At 67.5% G+C, this 14453-nt stretch carries 17 protein-coding genes; 11 read left to right on the forward strand and 6 right to left on the reverse strand.

Features of this window, described 5'->3' with window-relative positions:
• Positions 1–9: 9 nt before the first annotated feature.
• The 5 genes from V8201_RS03730 (at position 10) to queE (ending at position 4649) form a co-directional block, all read left to right on the forward strand.
• Positions 10–1206, forward strand: a complete 1197-nt coding sequence (locus V8201_RS03730; RefSeq protein ID WP_271299221.1) for an aspartate aminotransferase family protein — start codon at positions 10–12, stop codon at positions 1204–1206.
• A gap of 43 nt (positions 1207–1249) precedes the next feature.
• The gene (argF, locus tag V8201_RS03735; RefSeq protein ID WP_037532921.1) at positions 1250–2167 is read left to right on the forward strand and encodes an ornithine carbamoyltransferase; all 918 of its coding nucleotides are present in this window, start codon (positions 1250–1252) and stop codon (positions 2165–2167) included.
• A 68-nt stretch (positions 2168–2235) separates the two neighbouring features.
• Positions 2236–3144: an Hsp33 family molecular chaperone HslO gene (gene hslO, locus V8201_RS03740; RefSeq protein WP_336544496.1), complete on the forward strand. Its 909-nt coding sequence runs from the start codon at positions 2236–2238 to the stop codon at positions 3142–3144.
• Between the two features lie 178 nt (positions 3145–3322).
• The gene (gene queC / locus V8201_RS03745; RefSeq protein WP_336544497.1) at positions 3323–4012 is read left to right on the forward strand and encodes a 7-cyano-7-deazaguanine synthase QueC; all 690 of its coding nucleotides are present in this window, start codon (positions 3323–3325) and stop codon (positions 4010–4012) included.
• Between the two features lie 4 nt (positions 4013–4016).
• Positions 4017–4649 carry a 7-carboxy-7-deazaguanine synthase gene (queE, locus tag V8201_RS03750; RefSeq protein ID WP_336544498.1) on the forward strand — a complete coding sequence of 211 codons (633 nt, stop codon included), beginning with the start codon at positions 4017–4019 and terminating at the stop codon, positions 4647–4649.
• A gap of 348 nt (positions 4650–4997) precedes the next feature.
• On the opposite strand, the gene V8201_RS03755 is transcribed toward queE, so the two are convergent.
• The 3 genes from V8201_RS03755 to lipB form a co-directional block, all read right to left on the reverse strand.
• Positions 4998–5732 carry a hypothetical protein gene (locus V8201_RS03755; protein ID WP_336544499.1) on the reverse strand — a complete coding sequence of 245 codons (735 nt, stop codon included), beginning with the start codon at positions 5730–5732 and terminating at the stop codon, positions 4998–5000.
• A 186-nt stretch (positions 5733–5918) separates the two neighbouring features.
• Positions 5919–6182 (reverse strand): hypothetical protein, encoded by a 264-nt coding sequence (locus V8201_RS03760; protein ID WP_037532936.1) that lies wholly within the window; start codon positions 6180–6182, stop codon positions 5919–5921.
• Positions 6183–6270: 88 nt separating this feature from the next.
• Positions 6271–6948 carry a lipoyl(octanoyl) transferase LipB gene (lipB, locus tag V8201_RS03765; protein WP_336544500.1) on the reverse strand — a complete coding sequence of 226 codons (678 nt, stop codon included), beginning with the start codon at positions 6946–6948 and terminating at the stop codon, positions 6271–6273.
• A 112-nt stretch (positions 6949–7060) separates the two neighbouring features.
• Between lipB and V8201_RS03770 the strand changes: the two genes are divergently transcribed.
• Both V8201_RS03770 and V8201_RS03775 read left to right on the forward strand, forming a co-directional pair.
• Complete coding sequence (locus V8201_RS03770; protein WP_336544501.1) at positions 7061–7906, forward strand: DUF7847 domain-containing protein; 846 nt, start codon at positions 7061–7063, stop codon at positions 7904–7906.
• Entirely contained in the window at positions 7903–8658 is a 756-nt protein-coding gene (locus V8201_RS03775) for a hypothetical protein (protein ID WP_037532942.1), read from the forward strand. Before V8201_RS03770 ends, V8201_RS03775 begins: the two co-directional genes overlap by 4 nt.
• A 9-nt stretch (positions 8659–8667) precedes the next feature.
• On the opposite strand, the gene V8201_RS03780 is transcribed toward V8201_RS03775, so the two are convergent.
• Positions 8668–9252, reverse strand: coding sequence for a GNAT family N-acetyltransferase (locus tag V8201_RS03780; RefSeq protein WP_336544502.1), 585 nt, complete (start codon positions 9250–9252; stop codon positions 8668–8670).
• Positions 9243–10085 carry an oxygen-dependent coproporphyrinogen oxidase gene (hemF, locus tag V8201_RS03785; protein ID WP_336544503.1) on the reverse strand — a complete coding sequence of 281 codons (843 nt, stop codon included), beginning with the start codon at positions 10083–10085 and terminating at the stop codon, positions 9243–9245. Before hemF ends, V8201_RS03780 begins: the two co-directional genes overlap by 10 nt.
• A 74-nt stretch (positions 10086–10159) precedes the next feature.
• Between hemF and V8201_RS03790 the strand changes: the two genes are divergently transcribed.
• Positions 10160–10885 (forward strand): AcvB/VirJ family lysyl-phosphatidylglycerol hydrolase, encoded by a 726-nt coding sequence (locus V8201_RS03790; protein WP_336544504.1) that lies wholly within the window; start codon positions 10160–10162, stop codon positions 10883–10885.
• 141 nt (positions 10886–11026) lie between these two features.
• On the opposite strand, the gene V8201_RS03795 is transcribed toward V8201_RS03790, so the two are convergent.
• The gene (locus V8201_RS03795; RefSeq protein WP_336544505.1) at positions 11027–11494 is read right to left on the reverse strand and encodes a tRNA (cytidine(34)-2'-O)-methyltransferase; all 468 of its coding nucleotides are present in this window, start codon (positions 11492–11494) and stop codon (positions 11027–11029) included.
• A 177-nt stretch (positions 11495–11671) separates the two neighbouring features.
• Here V8201_RS03795 and petA point away from each other — a divergent pair, with 177 nt between their 5' ends.
• Genes petA through V8201_RS03810 form a run of 3 tightly spaced genes read left to right on the forward strand, consistent with a single transcriptional unit; the run spans position 11672 to position 14420 of the window.
• Complete coding sequence (petA, locus tag V8201_RS03800) at positions 11672–12238, forward strand: ubiquinol-cytochrome c reductase iron-sulfur subunit (protein WP_081792972.1); 567 nt, start codon at positions 11672–11674, stop codon at positions 12236–12238.
• A 14-nt stretch (positions 12239–12252) separates the two neighbouring features.
• Complete coding sequence (locus V8201_RS03805) at positions 12253–13551, forward strand: cytochrome b (RefSeq protein WP_037532949.1); 1299 nt, start codon at positions 12253–12255, stop codon at positions 13549–13551.
• Between the two features lie 26 nt (positions 13552–13577).
• Positions 13578–14420, forward strand: a complete 843-nt coding sequence (locus tag V8201_RS03810; RefSeq protein ID WP_271299214.1) for a cytochrome c1 — start codon at positions 13578–13580, stop codon at positions 14418–14420.
• Positions 14421–14453: the final 33 nt, after the last annotated feature.

Consider the following 14453-nt stretch of genomic DNA (forward strand, 5'->3'; position numbering starts at 1 on the left):
AGACGTCCCGTGACCATGACCCCGCTGATGCCCGTCTACCCACGGTGCGGGGTGCGTCCGGTCCGCGGCGAAGGCTGCTATCTGATCAGCGAGGACGGCAGCCGCTATCTCGACATGGCGGCAGGCATCGCGGTCAATGCGCTCGGCCACGGCCATCCGCATCTCGTCAAGGCGATCGCCGAACAGGCGGCGACACTGATGCACGTCAGCAATCTCTACGGCTCGCCGCAGGGCGAGGCGCTCGCCGAGCGGATCGTCGCAAACAGCTTCGCCGACACGGTGTTCTTCACCAATTCGGGCACCGAGGCGGTGGAATGCGCGATCAAGACCGCGCGCCGCTATCATTATGCCGCAGGCAATCCGCAGCGTACGACGATCATCACCTTCAACAACGCCTTCCACGGCCGGACGATGGGCGCGATCTCGGCGACCAACCAGCCGAAGATGCGCGACGGCTTCGAACCGCTGCTGCCCGGCTTCGCTTATGCGCCGTTCAACGATCTCGACGCCGCGCTGGCGCTGATCGACGACACCACCGCCGGCTTCATGGTCGAGACGATCCAGGGCGAGGGCGGTGTCTCGGTCGGCACGCCCGAGTTCATCACCGGGCTGCGCAAGGCGTGCGACGAGCATGGCCTGCTGCTGATCCTGGACGAGGTGCAATGCGGCTACGGGCGCACCGGCAAGATGTGGGCCTATGAGCATTACGGCATCGAGCCGGACATCATGTCGGTCGCCAAGGGCATCGGCGGCGGCTTCCCGCTCGGCGCGTGCCTCGCCACCGAAAAGGCGGCGAGCGGCATGGTGATCGGTACGCACGGCTCGACCTATGGCGGCAACCCGCTCGCGATGGCGGCGGGGCAGGCGGTGCTCGACGTCATGCTCGCCGACGGTTTCCTCGCCCGGGTCGAGACGATGGGCGAGCGGCTGCGCGGCGCGCTCGAGCAGATGATCCCCAATCACGACCAGATCTTCGACAGCGTGCGCGGCAAGGGGCTGATGCTCGGCCTCAAGCTCAAGGCCGGGGTCGAGCCGCGCGAGTTCGTCGCGCATGCCCGCGACAATCACGGGCTGTTGCTGGTCGCGGCTGGCGAGAATGTCGTCCGCATGCTGCCGCCGCTGGTGATCGAGGATGCGCACGTCAGCGAATGTATCGACAAGTTGAGCGCCGCCGCGCGGGTGTTCGTCCCCGCCAGCGACGATTGAGACGATCCCCTCTCCGCCGCCGGAGAGGGACGGAAGGACCGATATGCGCCATTTCCTCAACCTCACCGCCGCCGGGGCCGATGGCGTCGCCGCGATGCTCGCCGAGGCGATCGACCGCAAGGCGGCACGCGCCGGCTTTCCCAAGGGACGGGCCGATGCCGACGCGCCGCTCGCCGGCCATGTGCTGGCGATGATCTTCGAGAAGAATTCGACCCGGACCCGCGTCAGCTTCGACATGGCGATCCGCCAGCTTGGCGGCAGCTCGATCGTCATGGATGCGGGATCGATGCAGCTCGGTCGCGGCGAGAGCATTGCCGATACGGCACGCGTCTTGTCGGGCTATGTCGACGCGATCATGATCCGCACCGACGATCATGCCAAGATCGAGGACATGGCGCGGCATGCGACCGTGCCGGTTATCAACGGCCTCACCGATCAATCGCATCCGTGCCAGATCATGGCCGATCTCCAGACCATCCTCGAAGACGGCAAGGCGCTGCCCGGGCTCAAGATGGCGTGGCTCGGCGATGGCAATAACGTGCTCGCCTCGCTGATCGAGGCGGCGGGGCTAATGCAGTTCGACGTCGTCGCCGCCTGTCCGCAGGGCTTCATGCCGAGCGAGGCGGATGTCGCCTTGGGACAGGGCCGCGCGCGCGTCGTCGCCTCGCCGCAGGAGGCGGTGGAGGGCGCGGACGTGATCGTCACCGACACCTGGATTTCGATGGGCCAGGCGCATGCCGAAACCAAGCTCGCGGCGATGATGCCCTATCAGGTCGACGAAGCGCTGATGGCGCGCGCCAAGCCCGATGCGCGCTTCCTCCACTGCCTCCCCGCGCATCGCGGCGAGGAGGTGGTCGACGCGGTGATCGACGGTCCGCAGTCGCTGATCTGGCAGGAAGCGGGCAATCGCCTCCATGCCCAGAAGGCGGTGCTGCGCTGGGTGTTCGGCCAGATCGGCTGACGCGGCGGGGGCGGGGCAGGCCAGTGCCCGCGGTTGACCGATCCGCATCGACCCCCCATTTTCCGCTTATGCAACAACCCCATGATATCGATCGCGCGCTCGGTTTCGCGATTCCCTCCCGCTCGGCGCGCGGACGGATCGTGCGGCTCGGGCCGGCGCTCGACGCGGTGCTTGCCGCGCACACCTATCCGCCGGCGATCGAGGCCTTGCTCGCCGAGGCGCTGACCTTGGTCGCGCTGATCGGCTCGACGCTCAAGGACCCGACCGCGCAGCTGACGATGCAGACGCGCACCGAACAGGGCGTCGTGCAGTTGATGGTCTGCGACTATCGCGGCGGCGAGGTGCGCGGCTATATCGATTACGACGCCGATCGGCTCGCGGCCGCGCCGGAACAGCCGACCTTGTTCGCCCTGTTCGGTCAGGGCTATCTGGCGATCACCTTCGATCTCGCCGCCACCGGCGAACGCTATCAGGGCATCGTCCCGCTCGACGGCGAGACGCTGGCCGAGGCGGCGCAAAGCTATTTCGTCCAGTCGGAGCAGATCCCCAGCCTCGTCCGCGTCGGCATCGGTCGCGACGGGGAAGGGCGCACGGTCGCCGGCGGTCTGTTCCTCCAGCATCTGCCCGAGGGCGAGGTCGGCCGCGAGCGGTTGCACACGCGGCTCGATCATCCCGAATGGGAGCATGTCGAGGCGCTCGGGCAGACGATGGGCGCCGACGAACTTGCCGATCCGTCGCTGTCGCTCGAAACGCTGATCTGGCGATTGTTCAACGAGGAACCCGACGTGCGCGTTCTCGCCGCGACCCCGCTGTCGCGCGGCTGCCGCTGCAACGGGGACTATATCGCCAGCGTCATCGCCAAATTCTCGCCGGAGGAGCGGCGCGAGATGGCCGATGAGAATGGCCTGATCCACGTCGATTGCGCCTTCTGCGCGGTCAAATTCCCGGTGCCCGCCGAGGCGGGCCCGGTCGCCTGACGCCGCGGCGTTAATCTCTTTTTAGGGCGGGCGGCCTAATGACGGGGTGTACCAGTTTCTACCGGTACGCTTTTCTCCTTGGGGATGCTGGTCGCGTCCCTCTCCTTCAAAAGGGCCGCCTGATCCGCGGCCCTTTTCTTTTGCTCCGCTTTGGCCTAGCGCCGCGGAGATCATGACCATGTCCAACGAGGCCCCTCTGGCCGTCGTGCTCGTCTCGGGCGGGCTCGATTCGATGATCTCCGCCGCCAGCGCGCGCGAGGCGGGCTATCGCCTGCTCGCGCTGTCGGTTGATTATAACCAGCGTCACCGGGTCGAACTCGCCGCCGCGCGCCGTGTCGCCGCGACGCTTGGCGCGGAACGGCATATCGTGCTGCCGCTCGATCTGTCGGCCTTCGGCGGCTCGGCGCTGACCGACGATATCGCCGTGCCGAAGGACGGCGTCGGCGAGGGCATCCCCGTCACCTACGTGCCGGCGCGCAACACGATCTTCCTCAGCCTCGCGCTCGGCTGGGCCGAGGCGGCGGGATCGCGCGACCTGTTTATCGGCGTCAACGCGCTCGATTATTCCGGCTATCCCGATTGCCGCCCCGAATTCATCGCCGCCTTCGAAGGCCTGGCGGAGATCGCCACCAAGGCGGGGGTCGAGGGCGAGCCGTTCAAGATCCACGCGCCGCTCCAGCATATGACCAAGGCGGATATCGTCCGCGAGGGCAGCCGACTGGGCGTCGACATGGGATTGAGCTGGTCGTGCTACGATCCCGCACCGGGCGGCGTGCATTGCGGCGATTGCGACAGTTGCCGGCTGCGCGCCAAGGGCTTCGAGGAGGCCGGTATCGCCGACCCGACGGTCTACGCCGTCCGGCCCTGATCCGATGTCCTATGCGGTCAAGGAAATGTTCCTCACCCTGCAGGGCGAGGGCGTCAACGCCGGGCGGCGCGCGGTGTTCGTGCGCTTTGCCGGTTGCAACCTGTGGAGCGGACGCGAGCAGGACCGGGCGAGCGCGGTCTGCCGCTTCTGCGATACCGATTTCGTCGGCGTCGACGGGCTCGGCGGCGGCAAGTTCGCCGATGCCGATGCGCTCGTCGCGGCGGTGATCGGCTTTTGGGGCGCGGGGCAGGGCGACCGTTTCGTCGTACTGACCGGCGGCGAGCCGATGTTGCAGGTCGACGATGCGCTGGTCGAGGCGCTCCATGCCGCGGGCTTCCGCATCGCGATCGAGACCAACGGTACGCTGGCCGTGCACCCCGGGATCGACTGGGTCTGCGTCAGCCCCAAGGCGGGCAGTCACGTCGTGCAGCGCTCGGGCGACGAGCTCAAGCTGGTCTGGCCGCAGCCCGGCAGCGACATCGACGCGATCGAGGCCTGGGATTTCACCCACCGCCTGTTGCAGCCGATGGACGATGCGCGCGGGGCGGCGAATATCGAAGCGGCGATCGCCGTGGTGATGGCGCGGCCGCAGTGGCGGCTGTCGCTCCAGACGCACAAGCTTCTGGGGCTGCGCTAGGCCGAGCGGGGCTGGTGCCCACTTAGGGGCGAGACCTCTGCAAAACACCCTCCACGCCGGGCCCGTTCCGGCATCGACGGTTCCGCAGGAGTTTCAGCCGATCATTTCGTGGCACGGTGGACCCCGGACCAAGCCCGGGGTGGCGGCGCGTGATGCACGAGGCCGGGACGTTCGGGGTGTCGCACGGGCGGCAATTCAGTGGCCCGGCTAAACCGCTGTCACACGTAATATTCGATCGCCCGCTGCGCTCGATCCCGGTCTAGGTTCGGTGACCGCCCCGAAGCCTGCGCCGGAGCGGTGCACGACAGTCAACCGGCGCCGCGAAGAAACCCCCGCGGCGCCCGTCGATCACCGCTGCGCGGTCTGCGTCGCCGATACATCGGCAGCGGCGGTCGCGGTCGCCGGCGCGGCGGGCGGCCAGTTGAACGCGCCGCACTTCTTGGTGACCCACTCGCCCTTCTTGTTCCAGCAGATCGCATCCAGCCGCGGCTGCGAGGCATAATCGCGGCCCAGGTAGCGCGTGAACTGCTGCTCGCCATAGGGGGTCAGGCTGTTGCGCAGCTCGCGGACGTGATCCATCGCGAAGTCGCCGAAGCTGCCGCGCGGCACGAAGGTCGCGTCGCGGCCGATCGCGCTCGCCGTCTGGCAGAAGCCGTATTGCGCGGCGACCGTGGCATAGCCCGAATAGGTGCGCGTGCCGAACTGGTCGAGCGCGGCCTGGCCGGCCTTGGGCGTCTTGTTGATCCGCGTGAAATATTTGGTGAGCGTGTCGAACGAGGTCTTGAGCTCGGCCTCGTGGTCCTTGAGCACCGCATTGTAGTTGGGCACGGTGAGCAGCGTCGGCTCGAACTGGCATTGCAGGGCGGCGACGTTGAGCCCGGCGCGGACGTTCCAAGCCATGGCGGCGCGCAGTTCGGCCTCGGTCGCGCCGGGCAGCACCTGGCCGAGCCCGTCCTCATGACCCTTGACGGTTTCGCCGCGGAAATCGTGTGAGCGCAAGAAGAATTGGGCCGAGGCGGGCGCGGCCGCCACCAAACCGACCGCGGCGCCGCCAAGCGCCAGCGCGATACGCAACACATTCATCTCTCGTCATCCTCACCGAGGGGGTAATGTGTCGCGATTCTAGACGCTTTTGGGCGAAGACCCAATCCCCGATCGAAGGCGGACAGCATAAAATCCGATGAACTGCGCTCCGGCGCCGAAGCCAAAGAAAAAGCCGCCCGGTTGCCCGGACGGCCGTTTCACGTACGTAATATCCCGAAGGGGAGATTACATCGCGTTCGTGGTCATGGTGTCGTTCGACATCATGGTGTCGTTCGACATCATCGTGTCGTTGGCCATCATGCCACCGTTCGACGCACCGTCAACGGCGGTCATGTTGTCGCTCATGGTGCCCATGTCGTCGGTGGTGTTCATGTCGGTGACCATCGTGTTGTCGGTGGTCGTCTCGGTCTTCGGGCCACACGCCGAAACCGCGAGAGCGGCGCCGGCGATCAGCGAGCCGGTCAGGACCTTGGAGATGAGTGCACGCATTGGAAGCTCCCTAGAATAGGATTTGGACGGCTTGCTGGCCCTTTAATACCCAAATCGCAGTGGACATTAATCGCATAATGCCCGGCCCTCAAGCCTCGTTTTCTTTCCCGCTCGTTTCTGTCGGACAAGAGAGGGACTTGAGGAACGCCGGAGCGCTCAACGCAAGGGCTGCGTCGAAGGTTTCCAGCCCCGCATCGCGGCCGAGCGCGGCGAGGCTGGTCACCGGATATTCGGGCAGGCCGCACGGGACGATCCCGCCGAAGTGGCTGAGATCGGGCGATACGTTGACCGCCAGGCCATGCATCGTGATCCACCGGCGGACGCGCACGCCGATCGCGCCGATCTTCGCCTCGCTGCCGCCGTCCCGCGTCCAGATGCCGACGCGCCCCTCTGCGCGGAACGCAGCGACGCCGAGCTGCCCCAATGCCGCGATCACCCAGCCCTCGACCGCATGGACGAAACAGCGCACGTCGCGCCCGCGCCGGTTGAGGTCGAGCACCAGATAGACGATCCGCTGGCCGGGGCCGTGATAGGTATATTTACCGCCGCGCCCGGTCGTCACCACCGGGAAGCGCGGGTCGATCAGATCGCTGGCGACCGCGCTGGTGCCGGCGGTGTAGATCGGCGGATGTTCGAGCAGCCAGATCAGCTCGCGCGCCTCGCCCGCCTGCACCGCCTCGCTGCGGGCCTGCATCGCGGCGAGGGCTTCGTCATAGGGCGTGAGCCCCGGCGCCACGCGCCATTCGATGCCATCGAGATCATCCATCGCCCGCGCTGTGAACCGGTCGCCCGGCGCTGGCAAGTTCCACGCGTTGGCGAGTGGCCAAGTCGGCGCGGCTGCGGTAACCGGTCGCAAACGCCGTCATAAGGGGGTGCCGATGGTCAAGATGGGCAATGTGTGGGACCGCAGCGTCGCGGTGCTCGACGGGCGCGGCGGCATGCTCGCCGGCGTCGCGGCGCTGACGCTGTTCGTGCCGCAGGTGATCGCCGCCGCCTACACGGCCTATGCCGCGCCAAGCACCGCCAAGGTCGTGATCGCCGTGGTGATACAGATCCTGGTGACCGTCGCGGCGTTGTGGGGACAATTGGTCATCACCGCCGCCGCCTCCGATCCCGCCCTCGACCGGCCCGCCGCGGGGCGGCTGGCGCGCGTGCGGTTCGGCCCGGCGCTGCTCGTCGCGCTCGTACTGGCGCTCGCTTTCTCGTTGCTGTTCCTGCCGGCGGCCCTCCTGTTCTCCTATGCCGGGATCGACGTGACCCATCTGGGGGATCGGGCGACGCCGGTGATGTCGTCGCCGGGCGCGGCGGGGGCGGGCGGGCTGTACACCGTGGTCATGCTGATCGTGGTGCTGTTCGTCGCGGTGCGATTCCTGCCGCTCTATGCCGTCGTCCTGCACGAACGGCTCGGGTTGGGCGCGATCGCGCGCAGCTGGCGGCTGACGCGGCGGCATACGTGGCGACTGATCGGCGCGGTGCTGCTGTTCCTGATCGTGCTGCTCGTCGCGACGATGGCGGCGCAGTCGGTCAGCGGGCTTGTCCTGCGGCTGGCGCTCGGCGCCGATTCGGCGGCGACGGTCGGCTTCCTGTCGGCGAGCATCGCGCAGGGGGTGTCCACCGCCCTGACCTTGATGGCGATCGTCTTTTCGGCGCAGCTTTACGTCGCGCTGGTCGCCCGTGAACAGCTGTTGCGCGACAAGGCCGCACGGACCTGGACCGACGTATGAGACTGACCCTTGCCGCCCTGCTGAGCGATGCCTGGGCGATCTTCCGGCGCGACGCCGATCTGTTGCTGCGCATCGCCGGCCTGTTCTTCTTCGTGCCGACCTATGCGCTGCTGCTGCTCACCGCTCCGCTGCCCACCCCGGACGAGACGATCGTCGACACGCAGGCGCGTGCGCAGGCGTGGATGACCGCGCTCGACGGCTGGGTCGGCGATTACGGGCTCGGCTCGGTCGGCGCCTATGCCATCACCTATCTCGGGCTGGCGGTGATCTTCTGCCTGCTGCTCGATGCGGAGCGGCCGACTCTCGCCACGGCGCTGCAACGCGCGGCGCGGCGGTTCCCGCGCTTCATCCTCGCGATGGTGGTGGTGTCGATTCCGGCGGGGGCGGGAATGTACGTACTGCTGCTGCCGGGCCTGTGGCTGATGAGCCGCTTCATGCTCGCCGGGCCGATGCTGTTCGCCGAGCCGCAGCTCGGCGCGATGCAGGCGGTCGGCGGGTCGTGGCGGCGTACCCGCCGCGGCCAGCTGGGGCTGCTCGGCGCGGTGGTCACCGTCTATCTCGCCGCGATCCTCGCCGGTCAGCCGTTCATGCTGCTGTCGCACTATCTGCGCGGCGACGGCGGCGGTAATCCCCTCGGCGTCGCGCTCGCCGAAGCCTGTGCCGCGGGAGTGGCGACCTGCACCCAGCTCGCCGGCGGTCTGCTCGCGGTGGCGGCCTATCGGCGCATCGTCCGCGCCCAAACTCCGTCCTAGGCGCGGCGACTAGGCCAGATACGGTACGTGCGCGCCGGCCTCGACCGGCAGCAGGCCGATCGCCCGCGGATCGGCGAAGGTCTCGATCGTCCGCTTGACCGCGGTGAACCCCTGCGCGCGATAGAAATTGAGCGCCGACGGGTGATCGAGCGTGCAGGTATGCACCCACAGGCGTGTCACGCCGGGCAGCCAGGCGCGCGCGATCGCCTCCGCCATCAGCCAGCGGCCATGGCCCTGGCCGGCAAGCTCGGGCACCAGCCCGAAATAGGAGAGCTCACAGGCGCCGGCGTGGCGGAAGTCGAGCTCGAGCAGGCCGATCTCGATCCCGGCGCGGTCGACGACCGCATGGACCTGCACCTGCGGATCATGGATGATCGCGGTAAGCGTCGCATCGTCCATCGCCAGCCGCGAATACCATAGCCACGGGCCCCCGACACGGCGGAACAGCGTGCGATAGCGGTCGGGCTGCGGCTCGGCCCAGCGCACCAGCCGCAGCGGAGAGGCGGGCAGCGGGCGCAACGGCGGCCGCCGCGTCATCTCCAGCGTGGTGACGATCGTCGCCAGCAGGTCGGGGGCGACCGCGATCAATCCCATGTCGCGACCGGCGGCAGGCTCATCAGGATCGCATCGATATTGCCGCCGGTCTTGAGCCCGAACAATGTGCCGCGATCGTAGACGAGGTTGAATTCGGCATAGCGCCCGCGCCACGCCCGCTGCGTCGCCAGATCGGCGGCGTCGAACGGATCGTTCATCCGCCGCCGGACGATGCGCGGATAGGTGTCGAGGAACGCCTCGCCGACCGCGCGGGTGAAGGCGAAGTTCGGCGCGAAGTCGCCTTCGAGATGATCGTAGAAGATGCCGCCGACGCCGCGATGCACCTTGCGATGCGGGATGTAGAAATAATCGTCCGCCCACGCCTTGAAGCGGGGGTGATACGCCGGGTCGAAGGCATCGCAGGCCGCCTTGAGCGTCGCGTGGAAATCGGCGGTGTCCTCGGCGACCGGCAGCGGCGGGTTGAGATCGGCGCCGCCGCCGAACCAGCGTTTGGTGGTGACGAGGAAGCGGGTGTTCATATGCACGGCGGGCACGCGCGGATTGGCCATATGCGCGACGAGGCTGATCCCGGTGGCGAAGAAGCGCGGATCGTCGCCGGCACCGTGGATCGACTTGCCGAACTCGCCGTCGAGCAGCCCGCCGACGGTGGAGACGTTGACGCCGACCTTCTCGAACACCTTGCCCTTCATCAGCCCGCGCACCCCGCCGCCGCCCGGCGCACCCGAGGGGTCGGTGCGGTCCCAGGGGAGGTAGTCGAATCGCGCGTCGGACCCGGCCTCGCGCTCGATCGCCTCGAATTCGGTGCAGATGCGCGTGCGCAGTGATTCGAACCAGGTGCGGGCGGCGGTCTGTTCGGCGTCGAGGGTCAGCATGGCGGGCTTGTGGCAAGAGCCTCGTCGGAAGTCGAGCGCTGGTCATCCGCGCGCCGGGCTGGCAAGCGGCGGTGATGAGTCGCGTCACCCGCCGATCGCTGCTGCGCGGGCTGCGCGTCACCGCGGTCAGTTCCGCCTTCGTCTGCGCGTTCGTCTGGGCGGCGGGCTATTTCGACGTCGACCCGGTCCATGTCTATGCCGCACGACCGCCCGCGGCGGGGCGGGTCGCGGTGGTCAACGTCTCGGGCGACATGGGGCTGCGCTTCCTGCTCGGCGCCTCGACCTCGCACGGGCTGACCGCAGCGCATATCCCGGTGGTCGGCATCGCGACGCCGGTGCTGTTCCGCCGGCACCGCAGCGCCGCCGATGTCGACCGCATCGTCGCCGGAACGATCCGCACAGCGCTCGCGCGCACCGGCGCGTCGCGCGTCGTGGTGATGGGACAGTCCTATGGCGCCGATATCGTCCAGACCGGGCTGGCGCACCTTCCCGCCGACCTGCGCGCGAAGGTCGCGGCGATCATCCTCGTCCTGCCCGGCGATTCGGTCTATTTCCGCGCCGACCCGACGGGCTGGTCCTATGGCGACCATCCCGACAGCCGCGCCGTCGCCACTGCCGACACGCTGACCTGGGCGCCGCTTACCTGCATCTATGGCGTCGAGGAAGACGACAGCCTCTGCCCGCTGCTGCGCGTGCCCGGCGCGCATGTCATCGGCATGCCCGGCGGCCATAACATCCACCATGACGAAGCCGCGTTGCTCGCCCATGTGCTCGCGGCGGTGCGGGCGGTCGGCGGATGATGCTCACGCGAAGGCGCGCACACGCGAACATCGTCCAGGCCGGCGCAGCCCTTCGGATCCCGCAGGGCAAGAGCGGGCCGCGTCTGCCGTACGGGCCCGCAATGCCCGCATCCTCTTGGCGTCTTCGCGTTTTATCGCGCTCTACACATTTTGGGGGAACCCGCCCAATTGCCGCAACGCCTCCGCCGCGACGATCCCGGCGGAGACCGACAGGTTGAGCGAGCGCAGCGGCGGCGCCATCGGGATGACGACGCGCGCGTCGGCGCGGGCGTGCACCTCGTCGGGGACGCCGGCGCTCTCGCGGCCGAACAGCAGCACGTCGCCTGGCGCGAAGGCAAAGGCGGGCAGGGGAGTCGCGCCCCGCGTCGTCGACAGCACCAGCCGCCCGCGCAAGGCGGCGAGGAACGCGCTCCAGTCGGCATGGCGGGTGATCGCGACGTGATCGATATAGTCCATCGCCGCGCGCGCGACGCGCTTGTCATCCCATTGGAAGCCCATCGGTTCGATCAGATCGAGGCCGATGCCGAAACAGGCGCAGGTGCGCATCACCGCGCCGACGTTGCCGGCGATGTCGGGCTGATAGAGGGCGATGCGGAGCGGCGGGGTCATGGCCGGCTTCCTTAGCGGCGCGCCCACCGAGGTCAAAATGCTGTTGGCAAAGCGCCGGCCCGCCGTCTATCAGTCCTGTGGCTCGCCGTGGGGACGGCGGGGTTCGGTGGCGCGGCATGACCGGTTCCTCCGCAATAACGAGAGAGACGAGGGCAGAGACGAATGGCGACTGACAGCATGGTACCACCCGGTGAATCACCGGAACCGTTCCACGAGGAAGTCCACGATCCCCGCCGTCGCGATTTCATCAATATCGCCGCCGTGTCCTTCGCCGGAGTCGGTGCGCTGGCAATCGTGCTGCCACTGATCAACCAGATGAACCCCTCGGCCGACGTACTCGCCCAGTCGACCACCGAGGTCGATCTGTCGAAGATCGCGCCGGGACAGGCGATCAAGTCGCAATTCCGCAAACAGCCGCTGTTCGTCCGCAATCTCACCCCCGCCGAGATCGCCGAGGCGAACAAGGTCGACGTCGCCAGCCTGCGCGATCCGCAGACGCTTGCCGAACGGACCAAGCCCGGCAAGGAAAACTGGCTGATCACGCTCGGCGTGTGCACCCATCTCGGCTGCGTGCCGCTCGGTGCGGGCGAGGGCGAGAACAAGGGGCCGTTCGGCGGCTATTTCTGCCCGTGTCACGGCTCTGCCTATGACACCGCGGCGCGCATCCGCCAGGGACCGGCGCCGAAGAACCTCTTCGTCCCCGACTATACGTTCAATTCCGACACCGCCGTCACGGTCGGCTGAGGGAGATCCGGATCATGAGCTTTCCCTGGGCCAAACATTACGAACCGAAGCAGCCGCTGATGCGCTGGCTGGACGAGAAGCTGCCGCTGCCGCGCCTCGTCTACAATGCCGTCGGCGCGGGCTATCCTGTGCCGCGCAACCTCAATTACTTCTGGAATTTCGGCGTGCTCGCCGGCGCCGCGCTGGCGATCCAGATCATCACCGGCGTCGTGTTGGCGATGCATTATGCCGCCAATGCCGGGGTCGCCTTCGGTTCGGTCGAAAGCATCATGCGCGACGTCAACGCCGGCTGGTTCCTGCGCTATGCGCACGCCAACGGCGCGTCGATGTTCCTGCTCGTCGTCTACATCCATATCGGTCGCGGCCTCTATTACGGCTCGTACAAGGCGCCGCGCGAGATGGTGTGGCTGCTCGGCGTCGTCATCTTCCTGCTGATGATGGCGACCGCCTTCATGGGCTATGTGCTGCCCTGGGGTCAGATGAGCTTCTGGGGGGCGCAGGTCATCACCGGCTTCTTCTCGGCGATACCGCTCGTCGGCGATACCATCCGCATCTGGCTGCTCGGCGGCTTCGCGCCGGATAACGCCGCGCTCAACCGCTTCTTCTCGCTCCATTACCTGCTGCCGTTCGTCACCGCGGGCGTCATCATCCTGCACATCTGGGCGCTGCACATCCCGGGCTCGAACAACCCGACCGGGGTCGAGGTCAAGGGCGAGCAGGATACCGTGCCCTTCCACCCCTATTACACCGCCAAGGATGCGGTCGGCCTCGGCGTGTTCCTGCTGGTGTTCGCGGCGCTGATCTTCTTCAGCCCGAACCTGCTCGGCCACCCGGACAATTACATCGAGGCGAACCCGCTCTCGACGCCGGCGCATATCGTCCCCGAATGGTATTTCCTGCCGTTCTACGCGATCCTCAAGAGCTTCACCGCCGACTTCATCCTGCCGGCGAAGCTGTGGGGCGTGCTCGCGATGTTCGGTTCGATCCTGCTGCTGTTCTTCCTGCCGTGGCTCGACAGCTCGCCGGTGCGCTCGGCCAACTTCCGGCCGAAATACCGCATGTTCCTCGGCATCCTGCTGTTCGACGTGCTCGTGCTCGGCTATGTCGGCGGGGCGGAGGCGAATGCGCGCAACGTCATCCTCGGCCAGCTCGCCTCGGCCTATTATTTCGCGCACTTCCTGATCATCCTGCCGTGGGTCGCCCGTTCGGAACGGCCGCGCCCGCTGCCCAATTCGATCACCGAAGCCGTGCTTGCGAAACATGGCGGCACCAGCCCGGCGAAGTCAGCGGTCGCAACCGCGGCGCACGCCTGAACCGACCTGGGGGACAACAGAACATCATGCCTCGCATCATTGCCTCGCTGATCGGTGCCGCCTTCGTCTTCGTGCTGGCGATCGCGCTGTTCGGCACCGCCAAGACCGCGATCCAGGATCCGGCCGCGGAGTCCGCCGAACACGTCTTCCACCTCCATCCGGAGAATATCCACCTGCCGTCGAACGGCTTTTTCGGGAAGTTCGACAATCGCCAGCTGCAGCGCGGCTTTCAGGTCTACAAGGAGGTCTGCTCGGCCTGCCACAGCCTGAAGTACGTCGCCTTCCGCGACCTGACCAAGATCGGCTATACCGATCCCGAGGTGAAGGCGATTGCCAACCAGTGGGTGATCGAACAGCCGTCGATCAATCCGGAGACGGGCGAGGCGGCGACGCGCAAGAACGTGCCGTCGGATCATTTCCCGTCGCCCTTCGCCAATGAGGTCGCCGCCCGCGCCGCCAACAACAACGCGCTGCCGCCCGACCTGTCGCTGATGACCAAGGCGCGCGAGGACGGCCCCAATTACATCCACGCGCTGATCACCGGCTATCGCCCGCAGCCGGCGGCGCTTCTCAAGGAATTCCCCGGCGCCAAGACGCCGCAGGGCCTCCATTACAATCCCTATTTCGCCAACCTCAACATCGCCATGCCGCCGCCGCTGACCTCGGACGGGCAGGTGACCTATTCGGACGGTACCAAGGCGACCAAGGACCAGATGGCGCGCGACGTTGCCGCCTTCCTGACCTGGACCGCCGAGCCGAACCTCAACGCGCGTCACGCCGCCGGGCTCGCCGCCGGCATCTTCCTGCTGATCTTCTGCTTCCTCGCCTGGGGCGCGTATCAGAACGTCTGGCGCGACGTGAAACATTGATCGGGCGGGACCGGTGCGCAGGGGGCGACCGGT

The sequence above is a fragment of the Sphingomonas kyungheensis genome, from assembly GCF_037120395.1.
GTDB classification, from domain to species: Bacteria; Pseudomonadota; Alphaproteobacteria; order Sphingomonadales; family Sphingomonadaceae; genus Sphingomonas; species Sphingomonas kyungheensis.

Coding starts and splice junctions, on each gene's coding strand:
- argF (WP_037532921.1), top strand. CDS start 1,250: ATGCGCCATTTCCTCAACCTCACCGCCGCCGGGGCCGATGGCGTCGCC.
- hslO (WP_336544496.1), top strand. CDS start 2,236: ATGCAACAACCCCATGATATCGATCGCGCGCTCGGTTTCGCGATTCCC.
- queC (WP_336544497.1), top strand. CDS start 3,323: ATGTCCAACGAGGCCCCTCTGGCCGTCGTGCTCGTCTCGGGCGGGCTC.
- queE (WP_336544498.1), top strand. CDS start 4,017: ATGTCCTATGCGGTCAAGGAAATGTTCCTCACCCTGCAGGGCGAGGGC.
- V8201_RS03755 (WP_336544499.1), bottom strand. CDS start 5,732: ATGAATGTGTTGCGTATCGCGCTGGCGCTTGGCGGCGCCGCGGTCGGT.
- V8201_RS03760 (WP_037532936.1), bottom strand. CDS start 6,182: ATGCGTGCACTCATCTCCAAGGTCCTGACCGGCTCGCTGATCGCCGGC.
- lipB (WP_336544500.1), bottom strand. CDS start 6,948: ATGGATGATCTCGATGGCATCGAATGGCGCGTGGCGCCGGGGCTCACG.
- V8201_RS03770 (WP_336544501.1), top strand. CDS start 7,061: ATGGTCAAGATGGGCAATGTGTGGGACCGCAGCGTCGCGGTGCTCGAC.
- V8201_RS03775 (WP_037532942.1), top strand. CDS start 7,903: ATGAGACTGACCCTTGCCGCCCTGCTGAGCGATGCCTGGGCGATCTTC.
- V8201_RS03780 (WP_336544502.1), bottom strand. CDS start 9,252: ATGGGATTGATCGCGGTCGCCCCCGACCTGCTGGCGACGATCGTCACC.
- hemF (WP_336544503.1), bottom strand. CDS start 10,085: ATGCTGACCCTCGACGCCGAACAGACCGCCGCCCGCACCTGGTTCGAA.
- V8201_RS03790 (WP_336544504.1), top strand. CDS start 10,160: ATGAGTCGCGTCACCCGCCGATCGCTGCTGCGCGGGCTGCGCGTCACC.
- V8201_RS03795 (WP_336544505.1), bottom strand. CDS start 11,494: ATGACCCCGCCGCTCCGCATCGCCCTCTATCAGCCCGACATCGCCGGC.
- petA (WP_081792972.1), top strand. CDS start 11,672: ATGGTACCACCCGGTGAATCACCGGAACCGTTCCACGAGGAAGTCCAC.
- V8201_RS03805 (WP_037532949.1), top strand. CDS start 12,253: ATGAGCTTTCCCTGGGCCAAACATTACGAACCGAAGCAGCCGCTGATG.
- V8201_RS03810 (WP_271299214.1), top strand. CDS start 13,578: ATGCCTCGCATCATTGCCTCGCTGATCGGTGCCGCCTTCGTCTTCGTG.